17 protein-coding genes and 1 pseudogene are annotated in these 19,755 nt (G+C 42.2%); 17 read left to right on the top strand and 1 reads right to left on the bottom strand.

Features of this window, described 5'->3' with window-relative positions; all coding sequences use genetic code 11:
• Positions 1-117 precede the first annotated feature (117 nt).
• Positions 118-1,017 (bottom strand): tyrosine-type recombinase/integrase, encoded by a 900-nt coding sequence (locus NFS35_RS11555; protein ID WP_275564680.1) that lies wholly within the window; start codon positions 1,015-1,017, stop codon positions 118-120.
• 442 nt (positions 1,018-1,459) lie between these two features.
• On the opposite strand from NFS35_RS11555, the gene srtB reads away from it, so the two are divergent.
• The 17 genes and pseudogenes from srtB (at position 1,460) to NFS35_RS11470 (ending at position 19,735) form a co-directional block, all read left to right on the top strand.
• Positions 1,460-2,311 carry a class B sortase gene (gene srtB, locus NFS35_RS11550; RefSeq protein ID WP_251207275.1) on the top strand — a complete coding sequence of 284 codons (852 nt, stop codon included), beginning with the start codon at positions 1,460-1,462 and terminating at the stop codon, positions 2,309-2,311.
• On the top strand, positions 2,301-3,422 hold the full coding sequence (locus NFS35_RS11545) for an LCP family protein (RefSeq protein WP_251207274.1): 1,122 nt from the start codon (positions 2,301-2,303) through the stop codon (positions 3,420-3,422). The genes srtB and NFS35_RS11545 overlap by 11 nt, the downstream gene beginning before the upstream one ends.
• An 88-nt stretch (positions 3,423-3,510) precedes the next feature.
• On the top strand, positions 3,511-4,260 hold the full coding sequence (locus tag NFS35_RS11540; RefSeq protein WP_251207273.1) for a hypothetical protein: 750 nt from the start codon (positions 3,511-3,513) through the stop codon (positions 4,258-4,260).
• A gap of 304 nt (positions 4,261-4,564) precedes the next feature.
• Positions 4,565-6,019 (top strand): sugar transferase, encoded by a 1,455-nt coding sequence (locus tag NFS35_RS11535; protein ID WP_251207272.1) that lies wholly within the window; start codon positions 4,565-4,567, stop codon positions 6,017-6,019.
• Between the two features lie 12 nt (positions 6,020-6,031).
• Positions 6,032-6,910 carry a hypothetical protein gene (locus NFS35_RS11530; RefSeq protein ID WP_251207271.1) on the top strand — a complete coding sequence of 293 codons (879 nt, stop codon included), beginning with the start codon at positions 6,032-6,034 and terminating at the stop codon, positions 6,908-6,910.
• Positions 6,907-7,767: a WecB/TagA/CpsF family glycosyltransferase gene (locus NFS35_RS11525; protein WP_251207270.1), complete on the top strand. Its 861-nt coding sequence runs from the start codon at positions 6,907-6,909 to the stop codon at positions 7,765-7,767. Before NFS35_RS11530 ends, NFS35_RS11525 begins: the two co-directional genes overlap by 4 nt.
• 37 nt (positions 7,768-7,804) lie before the next feature.
• A complete protein-coding gene (locus tag NFS35_RS11520) occupies positions 7,805-8,638 on the top strand; it encodes a LicD family protein (RefSeq protein ID WP_251207269.1) in 834 nt (277 codons plus the stop codon).
• Positions 8,639-8,657: 19 nt separating this feature from the next.
• Positions 8,658-9,374 carry an IspD/TarI family cytidylyltransferase gene (locus NFS35_RS11515; RefSeq protein ID WP_251207268.1) on the top strand — a complete coding sequence of 239 codons (717 nt, stop codon included), beginning with the start codon at positions 8,658-8,660 and terminating at the stop codon, positions 9,372-9,374.
• Between the two features lie 10 nt (positions 9,375-9,384).
• The gene (locus NFS35_RS11510; protein ID WP_251207267.1) at positions 9,385-10,458 is read left to right on the top strand and encodes an NAD-dependent epimerase/dehydratase family protein; all 1,074 of its coding nucleotides are present in this window, start codon (positions 9,385-9,387) and stop codon (positions 10,456-10,458) included.
• On the top strand, positions 10,427-12,187 hold the full coding sequence (locus NFS35_RS11505) for a glycosyltransferase family 4 protein (protein ID WP_251207266.1): 1,761 nt from the start codon (positions 10,427-10,429) through the stop codon (positions 12,185-12,187). The genes NFS35_RS11510 and NFS35_RS11505 overlap by 32 nt, the downstream gene beginning before the upstream one ends.
• Positions 12,177-13,310, top strand: coding sequence for a glycosyltransferase family 4 protein (locus NFS35_RS11500; RefSeq protein WP_251207265.1), 1,134 nt, complete (start codon positions 12,177-12,179; stop codon positions 13,308-13,310). The genes NFS35_RS11505 and NFS35_RS11500 overlap by 11 nt, the downstream gene beginning before the upstream one ends.
• Before the next feature lie 57 nt (positions 13,311-13,367).
• Positions 13,368-14,399, top strand: a complete 1,032-nt coding sequence (locus NFS35_RS11495) for a glycosyltransferase (RefSeq protein ID WP_251207264.1) — start codon at positions 13,368-13,370, stop codon at positions 14,397-14,399.
• A gap of 65 nt (positions 14,400-14,464) precedes the next feature.
• Positions 14,465-15,706, top strand: a complete 1,242-nt coding sequence (locus NFS35_RS11490; protein WP_251207263.1) for a hypothetical protein — start codon at positions 14,465-14,467, stop codon at positions 15,704-15,706.
• Positions 15,703-16,830 (top strand): glycosyltransferase, encoded by a 1,128-nt coding sequence (locus NFS35_RS11485; RefSeq protein WP_251207262.1) that lies wholly within the window; start codon positions 15,703-15,705, stop codon positions 16,828-16,830. Before NFS35_RS11490 ends, NFS35_RS11485 begins: the two co-directional genes overlap by 4 nt.
• A gap of 13 nt (positions 16,831-16,843) precedes the next feature.
• Positions 16,844-17,764, top strand: a complete 921-nt coding sequence (locus NFS35_RS11480; RefSeq protein WP_251207261.1) for an NAD-dependent epimerase/dehydratase family protein — start codon at positions 16,844-16,846, stop codon at positions 17,762-17,764.
• 440 nt (positions 17,765-18,204) lie between these two features.
• A pseudogene (locus NFS35_RS29880) lies at positions 18,205-18,354 on the top strand (galactoside O-acetyltransferase); the annotation flags it as partial.
• Between the two features lie 58 nt (positions 18,355-18,412).
• Positions 18,413-19,735, top strand: a complete 1,323-nt coding sequence (locus NFS35_RS11470; RefSeq protein ID WP_251207259.1) for a lipopolysaccharide biosynthesis protein — start codon at positions 18,413-18,415, stop codon at positions 19,733-19,735.
• Positions 19,736-19,755 lie beyond the last annotated feature (20 nt).

The raw sequence follows: 19,755 nt of genomic DNA, 5'->3' as shown, positions 1-19,755 counted from the left end.
ACCCCTAATTGTGTGCCGCACAATTTTTCCCCCATGAATGGGGGCTAGGGGGTTGAAGTGCCGAAGGCACTTTTTTACAAAAAAGTTCGCCTTACCTGCACGTAAGGCGAATTTTTTTCAGTCAATAGAATTGACGCAATTCTGTTTTTGCTTCAGGGAAGTATGTACATAGATTTCCATAGTCGTACGCGTAGATGCGTGCCCCAGAATAGCTGAAACGGTCTTGCAGTCTATTCCTTTTTCCAGGCAGGCCGTGGCAAAGCCATGTCGCATGGCATGGAAATTGCAGTCCTGCATTCCACAATGTCTTAATATTGTCTTAAATTTCTTTTGTACGTTGCGCGGCTCTGTGCAGGTTTCAGATCCCGTCAACAGATACAGGTTATCTTTTTTGCTCATGGCCTTCAGCAAATCAATCAGATAGTCCGGAATAGGAATCTCCCTGGAAGAGGTATATGATTTGGGAGTCCGTATATAAAGAATCGTCCGGGGTTGGCCTTCCGAAGTATTCGGGTTCGGAATCCGGGATATCGTCCGGCGTACCCTGAACGTGTTTGACCGGAAATCGATATCCCCCCATTTCAGACCGCATAACTCTCCTATCCGTATTCCTGTTCCCCGGCACAGTAATATGGCAATAGAAAAAACTGTATTTTGCTCCAGCAGATACTCCTTCATCCTGGTACTTTCCTGAACCGTCAGCACTCTCGACTCTGGTCTGCGGCTGCTGACAGAACAGTATGACAGAATTTCTTTGTCTAACAATTTGCATTCGACCCCATATTTTACAATGAACCTGAAGATAGAAAAAATGAAATGTACAGTGGAATTCGCAAGCCCTCTTCCTTGCGTCTCATTTACAAAGGTACGGATAATAACTCTGTTCAGCTCCGAAAGAAGAATGTTCTCGAAAAACGGAAAAATATGTACCTTTACACAATATTGATATGCAGAATACGTGCTCTTTTTTACCGTGCCATACCGAACCTGTAACCAGTCAAGACATAAGTCCCCCATGCTGCTGCACGGACTGCATTTTTTACCTGGGTGATGTTCCTGAAAGAGGAACTCTCCCATTTCCTCCAAAACTGCCTTTTGGACTTTTTTGGTTTTCGCTTTTGTAATTTTCTTCATACTTTCTGTGATACCTCCTTAAATTTCGCATTTAGTAATAGTATGCAATAACATTCTGTTTTCAGCTAACAGCATTTTCATTTGAACGAAAGTACGCATTCTATCTTTTGAACGGCAATTTGCCATAAATTACTTGACTTGTTATGATAAAGAACTAGGAATATTTACAAAAAATTAAATTTTGCTTGCAATATGGCTATACAGGGTTTAGAATAAAAATCATGGAGATTATTGTTCGCCTTACGTGCAGGTAAGATGAACTTTTTAGTGAGATGATGTTTAAAGCCATTAAAAATTTGAAAGCATGAAGGATGGGAACAGAGATATGGACGGGAAGAACAATCGTGTATGGAAAATCACAAGTGCGGCGTTCCTTGCGGCAGCATGTGTCTGCACGGCTGTGGCCTGTGCGGGAAAAGCCAACGAAAAAAACGCCGAGCATACATACCAGGAACTGGCCGAGCATACCGGCACAGTGCCTATCGCCACAGAGGAACCAGAAGACGGAGAGGAACTTTCGGAAGAGCTGACAGAGGAACCTGCCGAAGCTGATTCTGCGAAGGCGCTGGAAGATATGGGTGTGCCCATACCGGATAAAGTGGTGGATTTCGCTGATTTGCAGGAGAATGTCAACAAGGATATCTATGCATGGATTTATATACCGGACACTGCCATAGACTATCCTGTCCTGCAGCATCCCACGGATAATTCCTACTATTTAAATTATAACCTGGATGGCAGCAGGGGATACCCGGGATGTATCTATACAGAGGACTATAATGGGAAAGATTTCACCGACCCCAATACAGTGGTATATGGGCATAATATGAAGAATGGCACCATGTTCGCCGGGCTCCACAATTATGGGGACAGCGAGTACACGGAATCGCATCCGTATGTGTACATATATACGCCGGAGGAACTGCTGGTATATGAAATCTATGCAGCTTACGAGTCCGGCGATGAGCATATCCTATATGCCCATGACAGGTTTCAGGACAAGCGGGTGTTCGAGAATTACGTAAAAGATATCATGGAAATCCGGAGTATGGGAAGCGTGCTGAGGGAGGGCGTGGAGGTGGATGCAGACAGCCGTATATTGACATTGTCTACATGTATTTCAACCAAGCCCAACAACAGATTCCTGGTACAGGGGGTGCTGCTGAATGGCGAATAGGAAAGAAGCCGTTAGATTCGGCGGCAGGACAAGCAGGGAAACGGCTGACGGGCGAAGCGGGAGGCTTGGGCGTATATTGGTGAGTCTGGCGCTGGCGCTGGTGGTACTGGTGTTCCTGGCGGCGATAGGTTTTCTGGTGCTGCAGATAGTGGGAAAGAACCGCCTATATAGCAGCGCCAGCGGAGAGGAACTGCTGGTGAATCTGGCGGATATAACAGTATCTTATGGCGGCAGCGTGGAAGACGGAGGTGATGGATGGCAAGTGGGCGATGTGCGCTATGAAGGCGTGCATTATCGCTACAACCCGGATATCCTGACATTTCTCTTCCTTGGAATCGATAAGATGGGGGAAGTGGAGCCGGTAAAGGATGGGATAGATGGAGGGCAGTCCGATGCCATATTCCTGTTGGCGCTGAATCCCCACAATAAGAAGGCCACTGTCATAGGCATACCAAGGGATACCATGACAGAGGTAGAGGTCTACAGTAGAACCGGAGCTTATCTGGGAATCGTCACGGCTCAGCTGTGCCTGCAGCACGGTTACGGAGATGGGGCGCAAGTGAGCTGTGAGCGCAGCAGGGAGGCTGTTTCGAAGCTTTTTTATGGACTTCCTATCCATGGTTATTGTGCCATCAATATGGGAGCTATCCCGCTGCTCAATGATGCCATCGGGGGCATTGATCTGACAGCGATGGAGACGATGGATTTTGATGGTTTTCATGTGCGGGAAGGGGAGGAGCTGCATCTGGAAGGGACAGACGCTTACCACTACTTGCACGACAGGGACACCAGGAGTGCGGGTAGCGCAGGGAGGCGCCTGGAGAGACAGAGACAGTACCTGACAGCGTATGCTGTTGCCGCGGTCGCCGCACTGAAAGAGGATATTGCCTTACCGGTGAATCTATATGGCACCTTGAGCCGATATATGGTGACTGACATTACTGTGGATGAGGTAGGTTACCTGGCGACACAGGTTATCGGATATAGCTTTGAGGACATGTGTATGCTGGAGGGAGAGATTGATATGGGGGAAAGGTTTGAGGAGTTCTACCTGGATGACGAAGCATTGTACAGGTTAATACTGGATGTGTTTTATGAAGAAGTAGAATAAGTTCGGAAAGTTGAAGTCTGCGATAATGGTATCCTGCCGCAAGGCTTGATATAACCACATGAACATAAGGGAAGGAGGAAGAGATTCAATGAAAAGATTTTCTAAGATGCTCGCGCTGGGCATGGCTGCCGCAATGATGCTGGGCATGACCGTGAACGCAGCGGGAAGCCCTGATACGGAGAGCGTCGATGCGGCAATAGTTGTAGACGCTGCCATCAAGGAGGGCGGTATTCAGGACAGCGAGGGCAATGTAGTAACAGGTGTGGACGTAACAGCTGAAGCGCTCCCCACAGACGCGTACGATGATGTTTTTGGCAATAGCTATGAGGAGGCTATTGCAAAAGCGGATGCAAGCGAGGCGATCAATAACGCACTGCAGGATGTGACAAACAATAAGTTTGGAGCAGACACTTCCTACTATAGCTGGATAATCGAGGTGAGCGCAACTGGTACGATGCCGACAGGCGGAATGTACGTATCCCTGGTTCCTGTCACAGATGGCGCAGAGTATGTGGTAGGCCATTGGAATGGCACGGCGTGGGAAGTGCTCCAGACCAAGACTGAGAACGGCTATGTATATGCGCTGTTCCCGGAAGGTTTCTCCCCGGTCTACCTTGCGGTACTGACACTGGCCAATGATGATAACCCTGCGCCGTCCAATCCTGACGATTCTACGCCGCCTGCTTCTAATGACTCCCCGGCAGATAACGGTGGTGGAAACACGACTACACCCGTATCTCCCAAGACGGGTGAGACCATGCCTGTAGCGGGCATCCTGGCAGTCATCTGCCTTGCAGGGGCTGCAGTATGTGCCAAGAAGGTTCGTTACAACGGATAATAAAACCTCTCTATGCAGCGAAAGCATAGGATTAATCATGCATGATTAATTAACGGGTGAAAACCCGTTCCAACAATCTGATTATTTTGACTATTGATATCCTTAGACATGTGGTTGTACTGCCCTCCCTGCTTCATTGGGAGGGCAGTACGTGAAAAGAACCTTGCAATGATATCTCCTTTATGATTGGGGAGTAGAGGAGAGATTGACGGCTTTGCATCCCGCTTCAGGAAAATGGAGCGAGTTCCCGGAGCGGGATGCGCAGTCGTTGCGATACGGATTTTCGATGAGGAGCATGTTGCCCATGTACAGGAAGAAAGCAGGAGGATGGCTGAAGCATTTTGATTTCATTATGCTGGACATGTTGTGCCTGCAGGCAGCTTTTATGTTGGCATATACAGTCCGCATGGGGCCGTCCAGCCCTTACTCGGATGGAGAATACCGGGGCATCGGAGTATTGCTCCTGCTGGCGGATTTGGTCATTGTGCTGCTGTCAGGGACATTCAGCGGTGTGCTGAGACGAGGACGCTATGAGGAGTTTGCAGCGATGTTGCGGCATGCCTGTCTCGTAGAAGCTATTATCATTATGTACTTGTTCACTGCCCGGAAGAATGTCGATTATTCCAGATTCATCATCTACCTGACAGGTGTTCTCTATGTCTGCATCGGCTATTTTGCCAGATTTTTATGGAAAGTGTGGCTATTGCAGCGCAGAGCGGCATTCGCAGAGAGGCGTTCTTTGCTCCTTGTGACGGAATATGCTCTGGCTGGTGAGAGCGTGGAAGATGTATTGGAGCATAGTTCCGACCAGTTCCTTTTGACAGGTATCGCAGTTCTCGACAGAGATATGCGGGGACAGGAACTGTCCGGCATCCCGGTGGTCGCGGGGACAGGTGATGTAGTGGAAGCTGTGTGCCGCAGCTGGGTGGACGAAGCATTGGTGATATTGCCCAGGAATCAGGCCTATCCGGCGGAACTGGCAGAACAGCTGGCCGGGATGGGAGTGGTAGTCCATGTCAGCGTTTTCCGGGCAGAGGAAGGCAGCGGGATGCGCCAGTCCGTCAATCATTTGGGGGAACATACGGTATTGACTACCAGCATAGGTTATGCCACGCCATTGCAACAGTTTGCGAAAAGGGCTATGGATATAGCAGGAGGGATTGCGGGGTGTCTTATTACCTGTGTCCTGTTCATGATTCTTGCACCGGCAATTCTGATATCGTCTCCGGGTCCTGTCTTCTTTACGCAGGAGCGAGTGGGAATGAACGGAAAACGGTTTCGCATATATAAATTCCGGAGCATGTACATGGATGCGGAGGAACGGAAGACGGAGTTGATGGAGAGGAACCGACATGGGGATGGGTTGATGTTCAAGATGGAAGCCGACCCGAGGATTATAGGGTGCAGGGTGCTGCCGGATGGGACAGTGAGGAAAGGTCTCGGAAATTTTATGCGGAACTATAGCCTGGATGAATTTCCACAGTTTTTTAATGTGCTGAAAGGCGATATGAGCCTGGTGGGGACGAGACCGCCGACCCTGGACGAGTGGGAGAGGTATGAGCCGCACCATCGGGCAAGACTGGCTGTGCGGCCGGGAATCACAGGCCTATGGCAGGTCAGCGGGAGGAGCCGGATTACGGATTTTGAAGAGGTGGTCAGGCTGGACACGAAGTATATTACGGAGTGGAGCATGGGGCTGGATTTGAGGATATTGCTGAGGACGGTGCGGGTGGTGCTCGGCAGGGATGGCGCGATGTGAAGGAGGATGAGGATGGATTACAGGGAAGAGTATGAGCAGAAGATTGATTTGAAGGATATGCTGTTCCATATCTTGTACAGATGGCGCTCCGTGCTGTTGATAACAGTGATTGCCGGGGGGCTGACGGCTGGATATGCAGCTCTGTACAATATGACGATTCTTCCGGGAAAGAGGGACGAGGTGCAGGCACAGCTACAGGAGCAGACACGGATTCTGGACGAGTTAAGGGCGCAGGCCCAATCTCAGGAACAGGGACAAGGACAAGCCCCGGGCCAGACGGCGGAGGAGACACAGAAACAGATAGACCAACTGGAAAGCCGGCTGGGGGAATTGAAAAAATACAGTTATTTGAAATATTGTGCCATGGGCCTTGCGGCAGGGCTCTTTGGGATATTTTTCTGTTATGTAGTATCTTATGCGCTCAGCGACAAGATGCGGGGGGAAAGCGAAATCTTAGAAAGATATGACTACCGTCTGCTGGGGACGTTCCCGCGCCGACGAAAAAAGAAGCTGCTGTCCGGCATTGACCGTTTCCTGGAAAAAAAGGAAGGCGTTTCGGGGCAGATGACAGAAGAAGAGGCGTACAGGATTGCATCGGTGAACATTACGAACCTTGCGAAGGATGGAGGGGCCTTTTTGGTGACCGGGACTATAGAGTTCGGAAAACTGCAGGAGTTCGTGAAAGCGATTGTGCCGCAGCTGCAGGAGAATGTCGTGCTGATGGTCGGAGCCGATATGAATGTGACTGCCAGTACATTGGAGATGCTGGCGGAGTGCGATGCGGTGATTCTGGTCGAGGAACGGGGAAGGTCGTTGCGGGCGAGGGTACATAAGGAACATGAGAGCATTGCCGCTTTGGAGAAAGCGGTGGTGGGGTATGTGGCGATGTGAAGAAAGTGCGAAACAATGGGAAGGCATGGCCCAAGAACAGAAAGGAAGGTGACGGACAGATGCGCGAGACCATAGCGGCTACATATAACCGGGCTTATATGCGAAAGCTGGACAAGTCTTCCATATCTGTCTGTAGTATTTTGGGGGTGGACATAGCAGCCATTGACATGGAATGGCTTGTGGGATATATTTCGGGTAACCTGCCCGCGCTTTCAGGCGATTATATTTGCGTCAGCAACGTACATACAGTGGTTACTGCCTACGAGGATTCGGAATACCGGAAAGTGCAGAACGGCGGAATCATGGCGATTCCAGACGGTGGCCCTTTAAGCTCCCTGGGGCGCAGGAGAGGCTTCCCAGAGATGAGACGCACTGCCGGCCCGGATTTGATGGGCGAAATCTTCAGGATTTCTGCGGACAGGGAATACCGACATTTTTTCTACGGAAGCACGGAAGAGACGCTTGAGAAGATGGCGCAGAGACTGGAGGCAGAGTATCGGGGAATTCAGATTGCGGGAATGTATAGCCCGCCGTTTGGGCCTGTGGCCGCAGAGAAGGATAGCGAAATAGTTGGTCTGATAAATACGGCGAGGGCTGACTTTGTGTGGGTAGGTCTGGGGGCGCCGAAACAGGAGAGATGGATGGCGGGGCATCAGGGGAGGCTGAAAGGGCTGATGATAGGGGTGGGTGCAGGATTCGATTATTTCGCCGGGAACATCAGGCGGGCACCAGAGTGGATGCAGAGGAATAATTTGGAATGGCTGTACCGGCTAAAACAGGAACCGAGGCGGCTGTTAGGCAGATATGTGTATACGAATGCTAGGTTTATCTGGGAGGCATATGTGAGAGGGAAATGATGAAAAGCAGACAGCACAGATATCAGAGGAAATTTAGATGAACGATACACAGAATGTACTTTTTAGAATGATGAAGATTATCCATAGAATATGCGTAGAGAACAATATACGATATTACATGATTGGCGGAACGATGCTGGGAGCAGTTCGCCATAAAGGATTCATTCCATGGGATGATGATATGGATATAGGTATGCCAAGGAAGGATTTTAACAAGTTCCTGAGCCTAGCTGCTAAAGCTTTGCCAGAATGGATGGAGATTGAGATTCCTGGAGAAAGGGATGGAAATTATAATTTTGGATTTGCAAAAATTGCTGATGCGAACACGACGCTGGTTGAGAAATATGACATGATGGAAAGAGCTTGGGGGATTTTTATAGATATCTTTCCGCTGGATGGGCTGGGTAATAATAGAATAGCATCGAATCTGTGTTTTGGAATAGCAAGATATAAATTCCTTTTATTAAAATTGAATCAGAATCTTACACATGCCGGAAAGAGCATCGCAGATTGTACATTGCGGAAAATACTCCGGATTTACGCAAGTGTCCTGGGCGAAAAAAGGATATACAGAAATCTTGTAAAATATGCGGAAAAGCATAGCTTTTATAGAAGTGATTATGTGGCGAACTTAGTGGGTTCAGCGTCTGTGAAAGAGTACATGAAGTCGACATATTTTGGAATACCAAGAAGATATAAATTTGAATCAGAAGAATTTTTTGGGGTGGAGGATGCGGATGGCTATTTAAGTAGTCTTTATGGGAATTATAAGACACTGCCGCCAGAAGATAAGAGAGTGCCTCATCATGGAATAATGATTATGACAGATGTGCCATACAGAGACTATATAAAAAAACATGCGAATGAATGACAGACACAAGGGAGAGGAAATGGCTAATATAGCATTAGTGATTGCAGGCGGTGCAGGAAGCCGCATGCATCAGAACATACCAAAGCAATTTTTGACTGTGAATGAAAAGCCAATCATTGTATATACATTGGAAGCCTTTCAGAAACATGCGGACATTGATGTAATTACTGTTGTCTGTATCAGCGGATGGGAACAAGTGCTCTGGGCATATGCTAATCAGTTTAATATTTCTAAGCTAAAGCATGTGGTTACGGGAGGTGAAAATGGGCAGGCTTCTATCCGTAATGGCATTTATGAACTGGAGAAACATTATTCTCCTGATGATATTGTATTGATTCACGATGCAATTAGACCGATGGTGTCTGCGGAGATTATATCAGATTGCATTGTTACCACTAAGAAGTATGGATGTGGTGTTGCAGCAATTCCTTGTGCAGAGGCCATGATGACGACTACAGATGGGGAAACTTCTGCCGAAAGCTATCCAAGACAATGTCTGAAGCGAACTCAGACCCCGCAGGGATTTCCGCTGGGACGGATATGCAATTTGCATCGGCGAGCCCAAAAGGAATGTGTACTGGATTCTGTTGCATCATGTACCTTGATGATTGAGATGGGTGAAAAGATTCATTTTTCCGCAGGATCGGAAAAGAATATTAAGTTGACCACGATAGAAGATATAGATATTTTTAAAGCATTGCTGCTTGCAAGACGTTCGGAATGGCTGAAAGAATAAGAAGGATGCTATGGGTTTATACGATAGTAGGATTTACTTAGAAGATTTAGATACTGCGATAGAACAGTCTCCTGGCATAGAGGAAATGGCCAGAAAAAGTATATTGATTACAGGGGCATCAGGTCTAATCGGTTCTTTCATTGTGGATATATTGATGCGCTATAATAAAATAAAAGGGGGAAACATTAAAGTATATGCTGCAGGCAGAAGCATTGAGCATTTGTCTAACAGATTCAATCAAATCAGATGCAGCGAATTGAAGTATGTCAGATATGATGCATTGGAGCCATTAAGGTTTAACTTTGGAGTGGATTATATTATTCATGCCGCGGGAAATGCATATCCAGCCGCCTTTAATGGGGATCCTGTCGGTACGATAATCGCAACTGTCAATGGGACATATAATCTGCTTGAATATGGCAGAACTCATGGAGCAAAAAGGTTTCTTTTTGTTTCAAGCGGGGAGGTTTATGGCAAAGGAAATATGGAAGTGAACGAGTTTGACGAAGAGTATAGTAGGGGAGAGCTAGACAGCATGGCACCACGATCAAGCTACCCATCCAGTAAACGTACAGCAGAAACATTATGTGCTTCATATGGAAGACAATATGGATTGGATACAGTGGTTGTACGCCCTTGCCATACGTATGGTCCGACGATGACAAAGGCGGATAATAGGGCTAGTGCCCAATTCATAAATAATGCGCTGAACGGTGAAGATATAATTCTGAAGAGCACCGGAACACAGGTTCGGTCATATTGTTATGTTGTTGATTGTGGGTCGGCTATCCTAGCTGTTTTAATGAATGGAATCGCAGGAGAGGCATATAATTGCTCCAACCCTAATGCAAAAGTGTCAATTGCAGGATTTGCTCAGATTGTTGCCAGTGTAGCTGGCAGAAAAGTGATTCAGGTTGAGGGGACAGACGCAGATTTTGCGGACAGGACATTTATTCCCAGGCAGGTTCTTAATAGTCAAAAAATAGAGAAACTTGGATGGAAAGGAAGATTTAATGTGCAGTCGGGTGTGGCACATACTCTTGGAATATTGAATGAACAAGCCGAATGTTTTAATTGTACATAATTATTATCAAGTGCCTGGCGGAGAAGATACTGTCGTTTCCAATGAAAAGAAAATGCTGGAGAGCCATGGGCATAAGGTCTGGTTCTACAGCCGCGACAATTCAGAGTTGAACCAAATGCCAGTAATGAAAAAAATAGCGTTACCTCTTACTATGATATTTAATCCGCGCACATATATAGATATCAGAAAGATAATAAAAGAACAGAAAATTGGGATAGTACATGTTCATAATACTTTAAATTTGGTTAGCCCATCTGTATATTATGCAGCCCTTTCGATGAATGTACCAGTAGTGCAGACTGTACATAATTTTAGGTTGCTTTGTCCAGGTGCTATGTTCTATCGGGATGGGCATATATGTGAAGATTGTATAAAACATGGGCTTAGCTGTGCAATAAAACATCGGTGCTATCGGAATAGTTGCCTGCAGACATTGTTGTGTGTAATCAGCATGAAGTTCCATAGGATGATAGGGGTCTATAAGAAACTGAATTATATCTGTCTGACAGAATTTAATAGGAAAAAACTTTTGGAATTGAAACAAATAAATCCGGAAAAAGTTTTCGTAAAGCCCAATTTTACGTTTAGTATAGAAAACGAAAAGGTAGAAAGGGATTTTTATTTATACATTGGAAGAATTGACGAGACAAAAGGGATTCCTTTGTTGATTGAAGCATTTTCAAGGATGCCGGATAAGAGATTGATATTGGCTGGTACAGGTGTGGACTTAGAGTATTATAGAGAAATCGTGAGAAATAAAGGATTTCTGAATATAGAATTTATGGGACATGCGGAAAAGGAACGGCTTGCAGAACTATTAAAGTCTGCCAAAGCTGTGGTCGTAGCTTCGCAGTGGTATGAAGCGTTTGGGATGGTTATAATTGAAGCTTTTGCCAGTCATACACCCGTTATAGTTGGGGATATAGGAAATGCGGGAGGGCTGGTTGATGATGGCATTAATGGTTTAAAGTTTCAATATGATTCATCTGATTCCCTTGTATCTATAGTGGAGCATTTCGAAAGACAGGATATTGTTACTCTTGGTGAAAATGCCTATCAAAAATATGTAAAGGAATTTTCGCACAATAAAAATTATAGTGATATTAATGCAATATATAATGATGTGAGATCCGGGGGGGGTAATGGATACTTGAGTTTGAATGACAGAAAAGCAAACCAATTTATGTATGTTGGACGTTTAGAAAAACAGAAAGGAATTGATGTTCTGCTTCAAGCTTGGAAACAGATAGAGCAAGTAGAATTTACACAAGGAAAAAACACGCCAAATTTGATTATATGTGGTGTGGGATCAATGGAAAGATGGTGCAGGGATTATATCCAAAGAAATAACTTGAAAACCATAAGAATGATGGGATATGTCACAAACGAAAAAGTCCGAAGAATCATGGCAGAATCAGAAGCTCTTATATTCCCCACACAGTGCTATGAGGGCTTTCCTATGACAATTGTGGAAGCATACAGTGTGGGGATACCAGTACTGGGTTCTGATATAGGAAACACAGGCAGCTTAATTGAAAATACAGTGACAGGTTTACGGTTTAGGCCTAATGATGTGCCATCTATTGTCTGGGCCGTGAAGTGGATGCTTGAAAATAAGTGTGACCATATTACAGAACATTATAATCAACATTATTCAGAAGAAAAAAATTATATGAAAATGCTTTGCATTTATCATAAGGTGAAGCGGGTTAAATGTAATGATAAATGAAAACGGAATGAAAATTTTAATATTCCATCCTACCATTGCGCCATATAGACTTCATTTTTTTAATGAACTACATAAGAAAATGAAGGTAAAGATATGCTTATATTATCCGAATCTCAAAAGCCAAACTTTTGATTATAGCCAGATAAGCTCCAAATTTGAATTTGAACCAGATTATTTTGATAAAAGTATAAAAATAGGAAATAGAACCATATATCTGGGGCATAGACAAAGAATACATAAATTTAATCCGGATATTGTTATTGTAGGAGAATACGGAGAAGGCCTGTGGAGCGCTGTGCTGACACGGCTGATTTACAGGAAACGCTATAAAATTGTTACAATTTGTGATGACAGCTTGAAGATAGCGGAGGAATGTACGGGAATAAGGAAAACGGCAAGGAATTTTGGCGTTAAATTTATAGATGGCATTATTTTGTGCAATGATAAAGTTGAAAACTGGTATAACAAGAATTTCCGGATCAAGACTTTTTCGTTTCCTATAGTACAAGAGGAGGGCGAATTTAGGGAAAATGAACAGCAAATAGTGGATATGGCACGCAAGTACATCGCAGACTATGGATTGGTTGGGAAGAAAGTGTTTCTATATGTGGGAAGAATGGCACCGGAAAAAAATGTTGAATATCTTGTTCATTCTTTTATAGAAAGCCATGAAATGTATCCTGATAATGTGCTTGTGTTGATAGGTGGAGCGTCTGAAAAGAACCCAGAGGTTTTAGCCAATGTACAGAAAATGATTGGAGATGTTGAGGGGGAAGACTATATACTATATGTTGGTAGAAAAGAAGGAATTGAGCTTAAGGCATGGTATTTCGTGGGACAAGTGCTGGTTCTTCCAAGCATATATGATTGTTTTGGTGCAGTAGTAAATGAAGCTTTATTAGCGGGAGAGTATGTAATGGTCTCCGAGAATGCGGGAGCCATATGTTTGCTGAATAATGAAAATGGAGAGATTTTAGACATTTCCCAACCTTTGATAGATTTTAGTAAAATTGCATCAAAGGTAAAACCAATAGGACAAATATGGATACCTTCTAAAAGTAAAATGCCGTTTCTATTTATGGACAAGATGAAATTGCTAATCGAATGGATCAGAGCTTTATAATATGTAAAACGAGGAGTGAAAGAGAATTAAGCAAACTGGAAAGGATGCACATAACTGATGAAGATTTTATTTGTTGATATTGCTTGTGATGGCCACCATATTATTTATCTAAAAAATTTAGTGGAGAGTAAAATATACCAAAGTATTATCTGCTTGCCGGTACAATGTAATGAGATTAATGCAAAACAATATATAGTGAAGACAAATCCATCCAGAGACTTAATCTCATATATCAGGTGGATAAAGGAGATTGCCTCTATAGCAGATATAGAGCAAATAGATATTATACTAATCATGCATATGGATTCACTTATGAGATATTTTTCACTTTATCTCGGTAATCTCAAAAAGTTTGGAATTATTGTGATATATCATCACTTTTGGAGTGGCTTTTTAAGGAAATTAAGTTATTTATTAATTTCAAGAAAGATAGATTATGCAGTAGTTCATACTCAGCCGGTAGAAGATAAATTAATGTCCTATGGAATAAAGAATATAAAGAGACTTGAGTACCCAGGGTTTGGCGCGGCTGACAATAATAAAGCAATTCATTCACCCAGAAGACTGCTTGCATTTGGTGCTACGAGATATGATAAAGGATTGGATATTTTGTTAGAGGCACTTAACTTAGTTAAGGAAAATTTCATATTATATATAGTTGGGAAAGATACTTATTTTGATAGAAAATATATTTCGGAACATTCGGCACAATATAAGGATAAAATATATTTAGATTTAAGAGTAGTAAGCGATAAAGAAAAGGAAGAATATTTTGCTCAAACAGATATTGTGATATTGCCCTATAGGAAAATTTTTGATGGAGCTAGCGGACCATTAGGTGATGGTGTCATAAAAGAAAAAGTAATAATAGGACCGAACCATGGAAGTATAAGATATTTGATTGAAGAGAATCACATAGGATATACTTTTAGCAGTGAGTCTCCTGAATCATTAGCAGAAGTAATTTCAAAAGCGATTAAAATGGATTTTACATATGATGAGAAAGCAATAAATTATAAGAAATACTTACTGCCAGAGCGTATGCGCCATGAGTACGAGGCGTTGTTTTTATCGTTAGTAAATAGATAATCCTTTATAAACTACAGCTGATAGGGAGGATGGATGACATGCGACATAAGACTGAGGGACTTAGAATGAAGGAATGGTTGCCATTTCTTTTTGTTGCATGGATTATTATCTGTTCAGGCAGCCAGCACTTTCGTATTTATAATTCTTTTTTTACGAACATGTTTTTATTGGCCTTAGCCATTCTTTATTATTTAAAAAAGAGAGTTATTATGAGGGCCAACTTTATTACATTTTTGATTATTTTGCTATATGGAGGTATAAGTACAGTTTATGGTGTGTGTATTCATGGATTACGCTTTAACCGAAATAGTTTCATTATCTTTTGCATAAGTTGTTTTGCTTTATTGATATTACAAAGCAATATGACAAAATCAGATTTTAAAAAAAAATATATATTCTTTATGACATTTGAGACAATTATAAGTTTAGTATGCTTTATATTGGTGGTGTATTTGGATTATAGTAATCTGCCTGGGTATTACGAACGAATTGTGCCTTATACTCATCAGCCGGGACATAATATTGTTTATTTGACACCCTATTATACTATGGGTTGGTTTTCTTTAAATGGATTTTTTAAACGTAATGCAGGAATGTTCTGGGAACCAGGAGCACATGCCGTTTATATAATTATCGCTATTCTGTTTGCCTTTAGTGGAGCTTTAGACGGATTAAAGCCAAAAGTCAGAATGCTCATAGTTGGAATTCTGTTTCTGGGAGTATTATCAACAAAGTCGACCACTGGGTATATGGCGTTGGCATTAAGCTTTATTTTTCAAATACTACATAGTCCTCAAAAATGGAATACGCGGAAAAATCTGATAATCATCATGGGAGTTATTTGGGGAATAATATTTGTTGCTTTATTTAGCGGAGTATTCGACAAATTGATATATAGAAGTGGTTCATTTGGGACAAGGATGAATGATACTGTTTCAGGTTTATCAGTAGCTTTCCAAAATGTTTTTTTAGGCAAGGGAATGTTTGTCGCTGTTTCTGAAGAACTGCAAAAGCTTAATGTGATATATATTTCTAACGGTTTGGTCAGCTTGATGATTGGCATAGGAGTACCTATGACAGTTGTGTATTTAGCCTTACTGCATACTGGAATTAAACGTCTTTTTCAAGCATCTGGAGTAGCATTGTGCTGTGTCGAATTGATTTTTTTGCTATTTATGTGTTCCGAAAGCTTGTGCACTTATCCGATTTTTCTTTCGCTGCTATTTCTATGGAGAAATGAAAGCAATGAAACTGGATTATTATTAGTAAAATCAAGACTGTATCAGCAGCATAGGGGGATGTCATGAAGCCAGGAATCTTATTAGTGGGAAAGGGAAATACGCAATGGATTGGCGGATTATATTATATCAAAAATATTGCATTTGTCTTATCACAGAATGAATACATATGCAGGAAGTATAACTTGTTTTTGCTAACATTCAGGGAGAACATAAATGTGTTTCAGGGATTGTCGGATTTTGTTCAGATGATTACAATTCCGCAATCTTTTTGTGAAATTGAAAAGCTATACCGTATACTTCTATGTAAAATAATGAATATAAAATATATGTTTCCATGTTCTACTAAAATCAGTAGTTTTTTTCAGATTAGAGGTATTTCGTGGATTCCTGATTTTCAGCACAATCGATTGCCCCACTGTTATACAGAGAGTGAACGAGAACATCGGATAGAGGCAAGCAGAAAAATTGTTCGTATAGGGTATCCGCTGGTGTTAAGCAGTGAAGATTGCAGAAATGATTTGAAGCTTTTTTATGGTAGAGAGCGCAGTGTATTTGTAGTTCCATTTGTGTCCTATATTGAGCCCCAAATAATTGAGGATATAATAAGTGAGGAAGATGAAATACTTAAAAAATATCACTTGTTTGATAGAAAATATATTTATATAGCAAATCAATTTTGGCAACACAAAAACCACATTGTAGTGCTTGAAGCGGCAAAATTATTGTTGGAAAAAGTAGAAAATCAAGATATGTTCTTTGTATTTACTGGGAGAATGAAAGATTCGCGCACACCACATTATATCGATAAGATATCGTCTTATTTTGAGGACATAGCTATGGGAGGGCATCTGTTGAATTGTGGGTTTATAGACAGGAAAGAGCAGCTCGCCATCATGAAAAACTCTCAATTTGTCGTTCAGCCATCGCTCTTTGAAGGGTGGGGAACTGTGGTTGAAGATGCCAAGGTATTGGACAAGACAATATTGTTATCGGATATTCCGATTCATAGGGAACAGAAAAATGAGAAATGCATTTTGTTTGATCCATATAATCCAAAACAATTGGCGGGATTAATTGAAAAAGAAATCAAGTGTGAGCATTGCGATTCAATAGAAGACGGGGTACAGGACATGTATGAGCGAGCAAAAAAATATTCTGAAAATTTCAAAAAAATGTTAGATTGTTATTGATTTAGGGGTGCATATGGCAAAAGTATTAATTACTGGTGTGGCTGGCTTCATAGGTTCTAAATTATCAGAAAGGTTTCTGCAGAGCGGATATCAGGTAGAGGGGTGGGATTTCGCTTTGGAAACAGGTGCAGAAACTAATATGAAAAAAATGGATATGGGTGATTCTGCTGCTGTTTTGGAGGCGCTTAAGATATGTAGACCAGATGTTATCATTCATTGTGCGGGCTGTGCGGATGTAGCTCAGTCCGTCCGGTTTCCAGAAAAAGATTTTCATGGAAATGTGGTATTGACTCATAATATCCTGTTTGCAATGCATCAGCTGCATCTAGAGAATAGAATGCGGTTTATATTTTTGTCAAGTGCGGGTGTATACGGAAATCCTGTTCGGTTACCGATTAGCGAGGTAAAAGAGACGAATCCGCTTTCTCCTTATGCGCTCCATAAGGTAATGTGTGAAGAGATGTGCATGTATTTTGTAAAGAATTATGGAATGGATATAAAGATTGCCCGAATTTTTTCGGCTTATGGAAACGGGCTGCGGAAACAGATATTCTGGGATATGTATGACAAATTCAAGAAAACAGGCCGATTGGATATGTTCGGTACAGGCAAAGAGAGCAGGGACTACATTCATGTCAATGATGTCATAGAGGCGCTTTATCTGTTGTCTACAGTGGAGACAGATGAAATCGTTTTTAATGTGGCTAATGGGGAAGAGATTACAATTAGGCAGGCCGCTGAATGTTTTGCGGATTGTATCGGAATAGAGAAGAGGAATATATTTTTTAATGGTATTTTCAGAGAGGGGGATCCGCTCAATTGGAAGGCAGATATCTCGCGGATGAAGGCATTAGGATATCGGAAAACAACGGACATGAAATCTGCATTGGAAGAGTATTGTGAATGGGTTAAGGGAGAATGGGGGCAGAAATGAAGGTTATCACTCTACTGAAAAAAATAAAGCATCGGAAAGAAATGAAAAAGGCGAAACCATATATTGAGCTGAGTCCAGATTCTTTCTATGAGGATGATTTCATGGTTGATTTGAGGAATCCACAGCAGGCAAGAATATATCTTTCGGTGGGGGCACATTGTGTGATAGGAGGCAAATATGTATTTGAAACAGGTAAAGGAAGAATTACCGTGGGAAACCGTTCGCATATAGGCGGTAGCACGTTTATTTCGATTAATCGAATTGACATAGGGAATGATGTGACAATTGCTTGGGACTGTCTGATATATGACCATAACTCTCATTCTGTAGAATGGAAAGAACGGAAAAATGACACTGAACAAGAATATCTGGATTTGATTGCCGGATATAGCCCAATTAAAAATAAGGATTGGTCAATCGTAAAGTCTGCACCTATTAAAATTTGTGATAAAGTATGGATTGGAACTGGGTGTATGATTTTAAAAGGGGTCACTGTTGGCGAAGGTGCAGTTATCGGAGCGGGCAGCGTGGTGACGCATGATGTGGAGCCTTGGACTATGGTAGGAGGGAATCCGGCAAAAATAATCAGGCATCTACAAGAAGGTAAATAGGCATGCAGTGAGTCGTATAAGATTTGGAGATATAAAAGTGGATAATAAGAGAATTGTTAAAAATATAGGGATATCCATGTTCCTAAAGCCAATCAGCATGATTTTAGCTTTGATTTATACACCAATGGCACTCTCTTTCCTGGGTCAGGAAAAGTATGGAATATGGGCAATTATCCTGAATATTGTGTCATGGATAAATTATTTTGATATAGGGATAGGAAATGGACTTAGGAACAGACTTACAGAGGCTATTGCAAAAGATGACAAGCAGAATGCGCAAATTTTTATATCCACAGCATATCTGGGGAGTGCTGTGATGGCAGGTGTTTTTTTCATACTGCTAGTGGTTTGCTGGCATTTTATGGGGCTGACTGATTTTTTCAATTTAAATGTTGATGATGAGAACATCGATATTATTATTTTTATCAGCCTCTTTTTTGTTTGCGTCAATTTTGTTCTGGCGTTAAGTAAGACATCAGCATATGCGATTCAACAATCGAGCCTGAACAGTATTATGGGGGTAATTGGGCATATATTACAAATCATTGTCCTTTTCGGGCTTTCGAAGTTTTTTCATGAAAGTCTGCTGGCCGTTGCGCTGATGTATGGCTTGATAAGTCTAATAGATAATCTGTTGTTATTTTTTTTCCTTGCTGGAAAAAATGTTTATTTACGTCCTAAGCTATCGATGATTCGTGTGCGCTATATGAAACCTTTAGTTTCATTGGGAATAGGTTTTTTTGTTATGCAGATATGTACACTGGTGCTGAATACTACAGACAATCTTTTGATTTCAAGTTTGTATGGAAGTACCAGTGTAACACCATATAACATAGTTTATAAATGTTTTTATATGGTAGTACAGGTCCATGGAATTATTATTATGCCTATGTGGTCGGCATACACGGAAGCGGCGGCACATAATGATATTCAGTGGATAAAGAATACGATAAGGAAGATTAATTTCATTACTCTGTTGTTCACATTAGGCACAGTTATGGGTGTTTTACTATTTGAGCCGTTTGCAGCAATCTGGTTAGGAGAGCGGCTGGAGTATGGAAAGACTCTGATTGTTGTCGTTGCGGTCTATATGATTGCGCAAATGTATTCGAATAATTATTCGTCGTTTCTGTGTGGAGTGGGACATATTAAAGTATCTATTGTAATATCTGTTGTCGGGGCAATCATGAATATCCCGTTATCCATATTTTTTGCAAAAAATATGGATATGTATCTCAGTGGAATCATTTTGGGCAGTTTTATAGTTATGTCAATAAATGTAATCTGTTTGCCATCAGTGGCTTATAGATGGATTAGGAGTCATGAGAATAGAATGGATATTTCAGATTTTGGTATATGATGCCTATACCTTGGCGGAGG

It is taken from the genome of Acetatifactor aquisgranensis, from assembly GCF_943193215.1.
In the GTDB taxonomy this organism is placed as follows: Bacteria; Bacillota; Clostridia; order Lachnospirales; family Lachnospiraceae; genus Acetatifactor; species Acetatifactor aquisgranensis.
Note: the sequence above shows the minus strand (reverse complement) of the source record. Positions and strands in the feature narration are given on the sequence as shown.

Excerpts from the sequence above, each read along its gene's own strand:
- NFS35_RS11555 (WP_275564680.1), bottom strand. The coding sequence starts at position 1,017 with ATGGGGGACTTATGTCTTGACTGGTTACAGGTTCGGTATGGCACGGTA.
- srtB (WP_251207275.1), top strand. The coding sequence starts at position 1,460 with ATGGACGGGAAGAACAATCGTGTATGGAAAATCACAAGTGCGGCGTTC.
- NFS35_RS11545 (WP_251207274.1), top strand. The coding sequence starts at position 2,301 with ATGGCGAATAGGAAAGAAGCCGTTAGATTCGGCGGCAGGACAAGCAGG.
- NFS35_RS11540 (WP_251207273.1), top strand. The coding sequence starts at position 3,511 with ATGAAAAGATTTTCTAAGATGCTCGCGCTGGGCATGGCTGCCGCAATG.
- NFS35_RS11535 (WP_251207272.1), top strand. The coding sequence starts at position 4,565 with ATGTACAGGAAGAAAGCAGGAGGATGGCTGAAGCATTTTGATTTCATT.
- NFS35_RS11530 (WP_251207271.1), top strand. The coding sequence starts at position 6,032 with ATGGATTACAGGGAAGAGTATGAGCAGAAGATTGATTTGAAGGATATG.
- NFS35_RS11520 (WP_251207269.1), top strand. The coding sequence starts at position 7,805 with ATGAACGATACACAGAATGTACTTTTTAGAATGATGAAGATTATCCAT.
- NFS35_RS11515 (WP_251207268.1), top strand. The coding sequence starts at position 8,658 with ATGGCTAATATAGCATTAGTGATTGCAGGCGGTGCAGGAAGCCGCATG.
- NFS35_RS11510 (WP_251207267.1), top strand. The coding sequence starts at position 9,385 with ATGGGTTTATACGATAGTAGGATTTACTTAGAAGATTTAGATACTGCG.
- NFS35_RS11505 (WP_251207266.1), top strand. The coding sequence starts at position 10,427 with ATGAACAAGCCGAATGTTTTAATTGTACATAATTATTATCAAGTGCCT.
- NFS35_RS11500 (WP_251207265.1), top strand. The coding sequence starts at position 12,177 with ATGATAAATGAAAACGGAATGAAAATTTTAATATTCCATCCTACCATT.
- NFS35_RS11495 (WP_251207264.1), top strand. The coding sequence starts at position 13,368 with ATGAAGATTTTATTTGTTGATATTGCTTGTGATGGCCACCATATTATT.
- NFS35_RS11490 (WP_251207263.1), top strand. The coding sequence starts at position 14,465 with ATGAAGGAATGGTTGCCATTTCTTTTTGTTGCATGGATTATTATCTGT.
- NFS35_RS11485 (WP_251207262.1), top strand. The coding sequence starts at position 15,703 with ATGAAGCCAGGAATCTTATTAGTGGGAAAGGGAAATACGCAATGGATT.
- NFS35_RS11480 (WP_251207261.1), top strand. The coding sequence starts at position 16,844 with ATGGCAAAAGTATTAATTACTGGTGTGGCTGGCTTCATAGGTTCTAAA.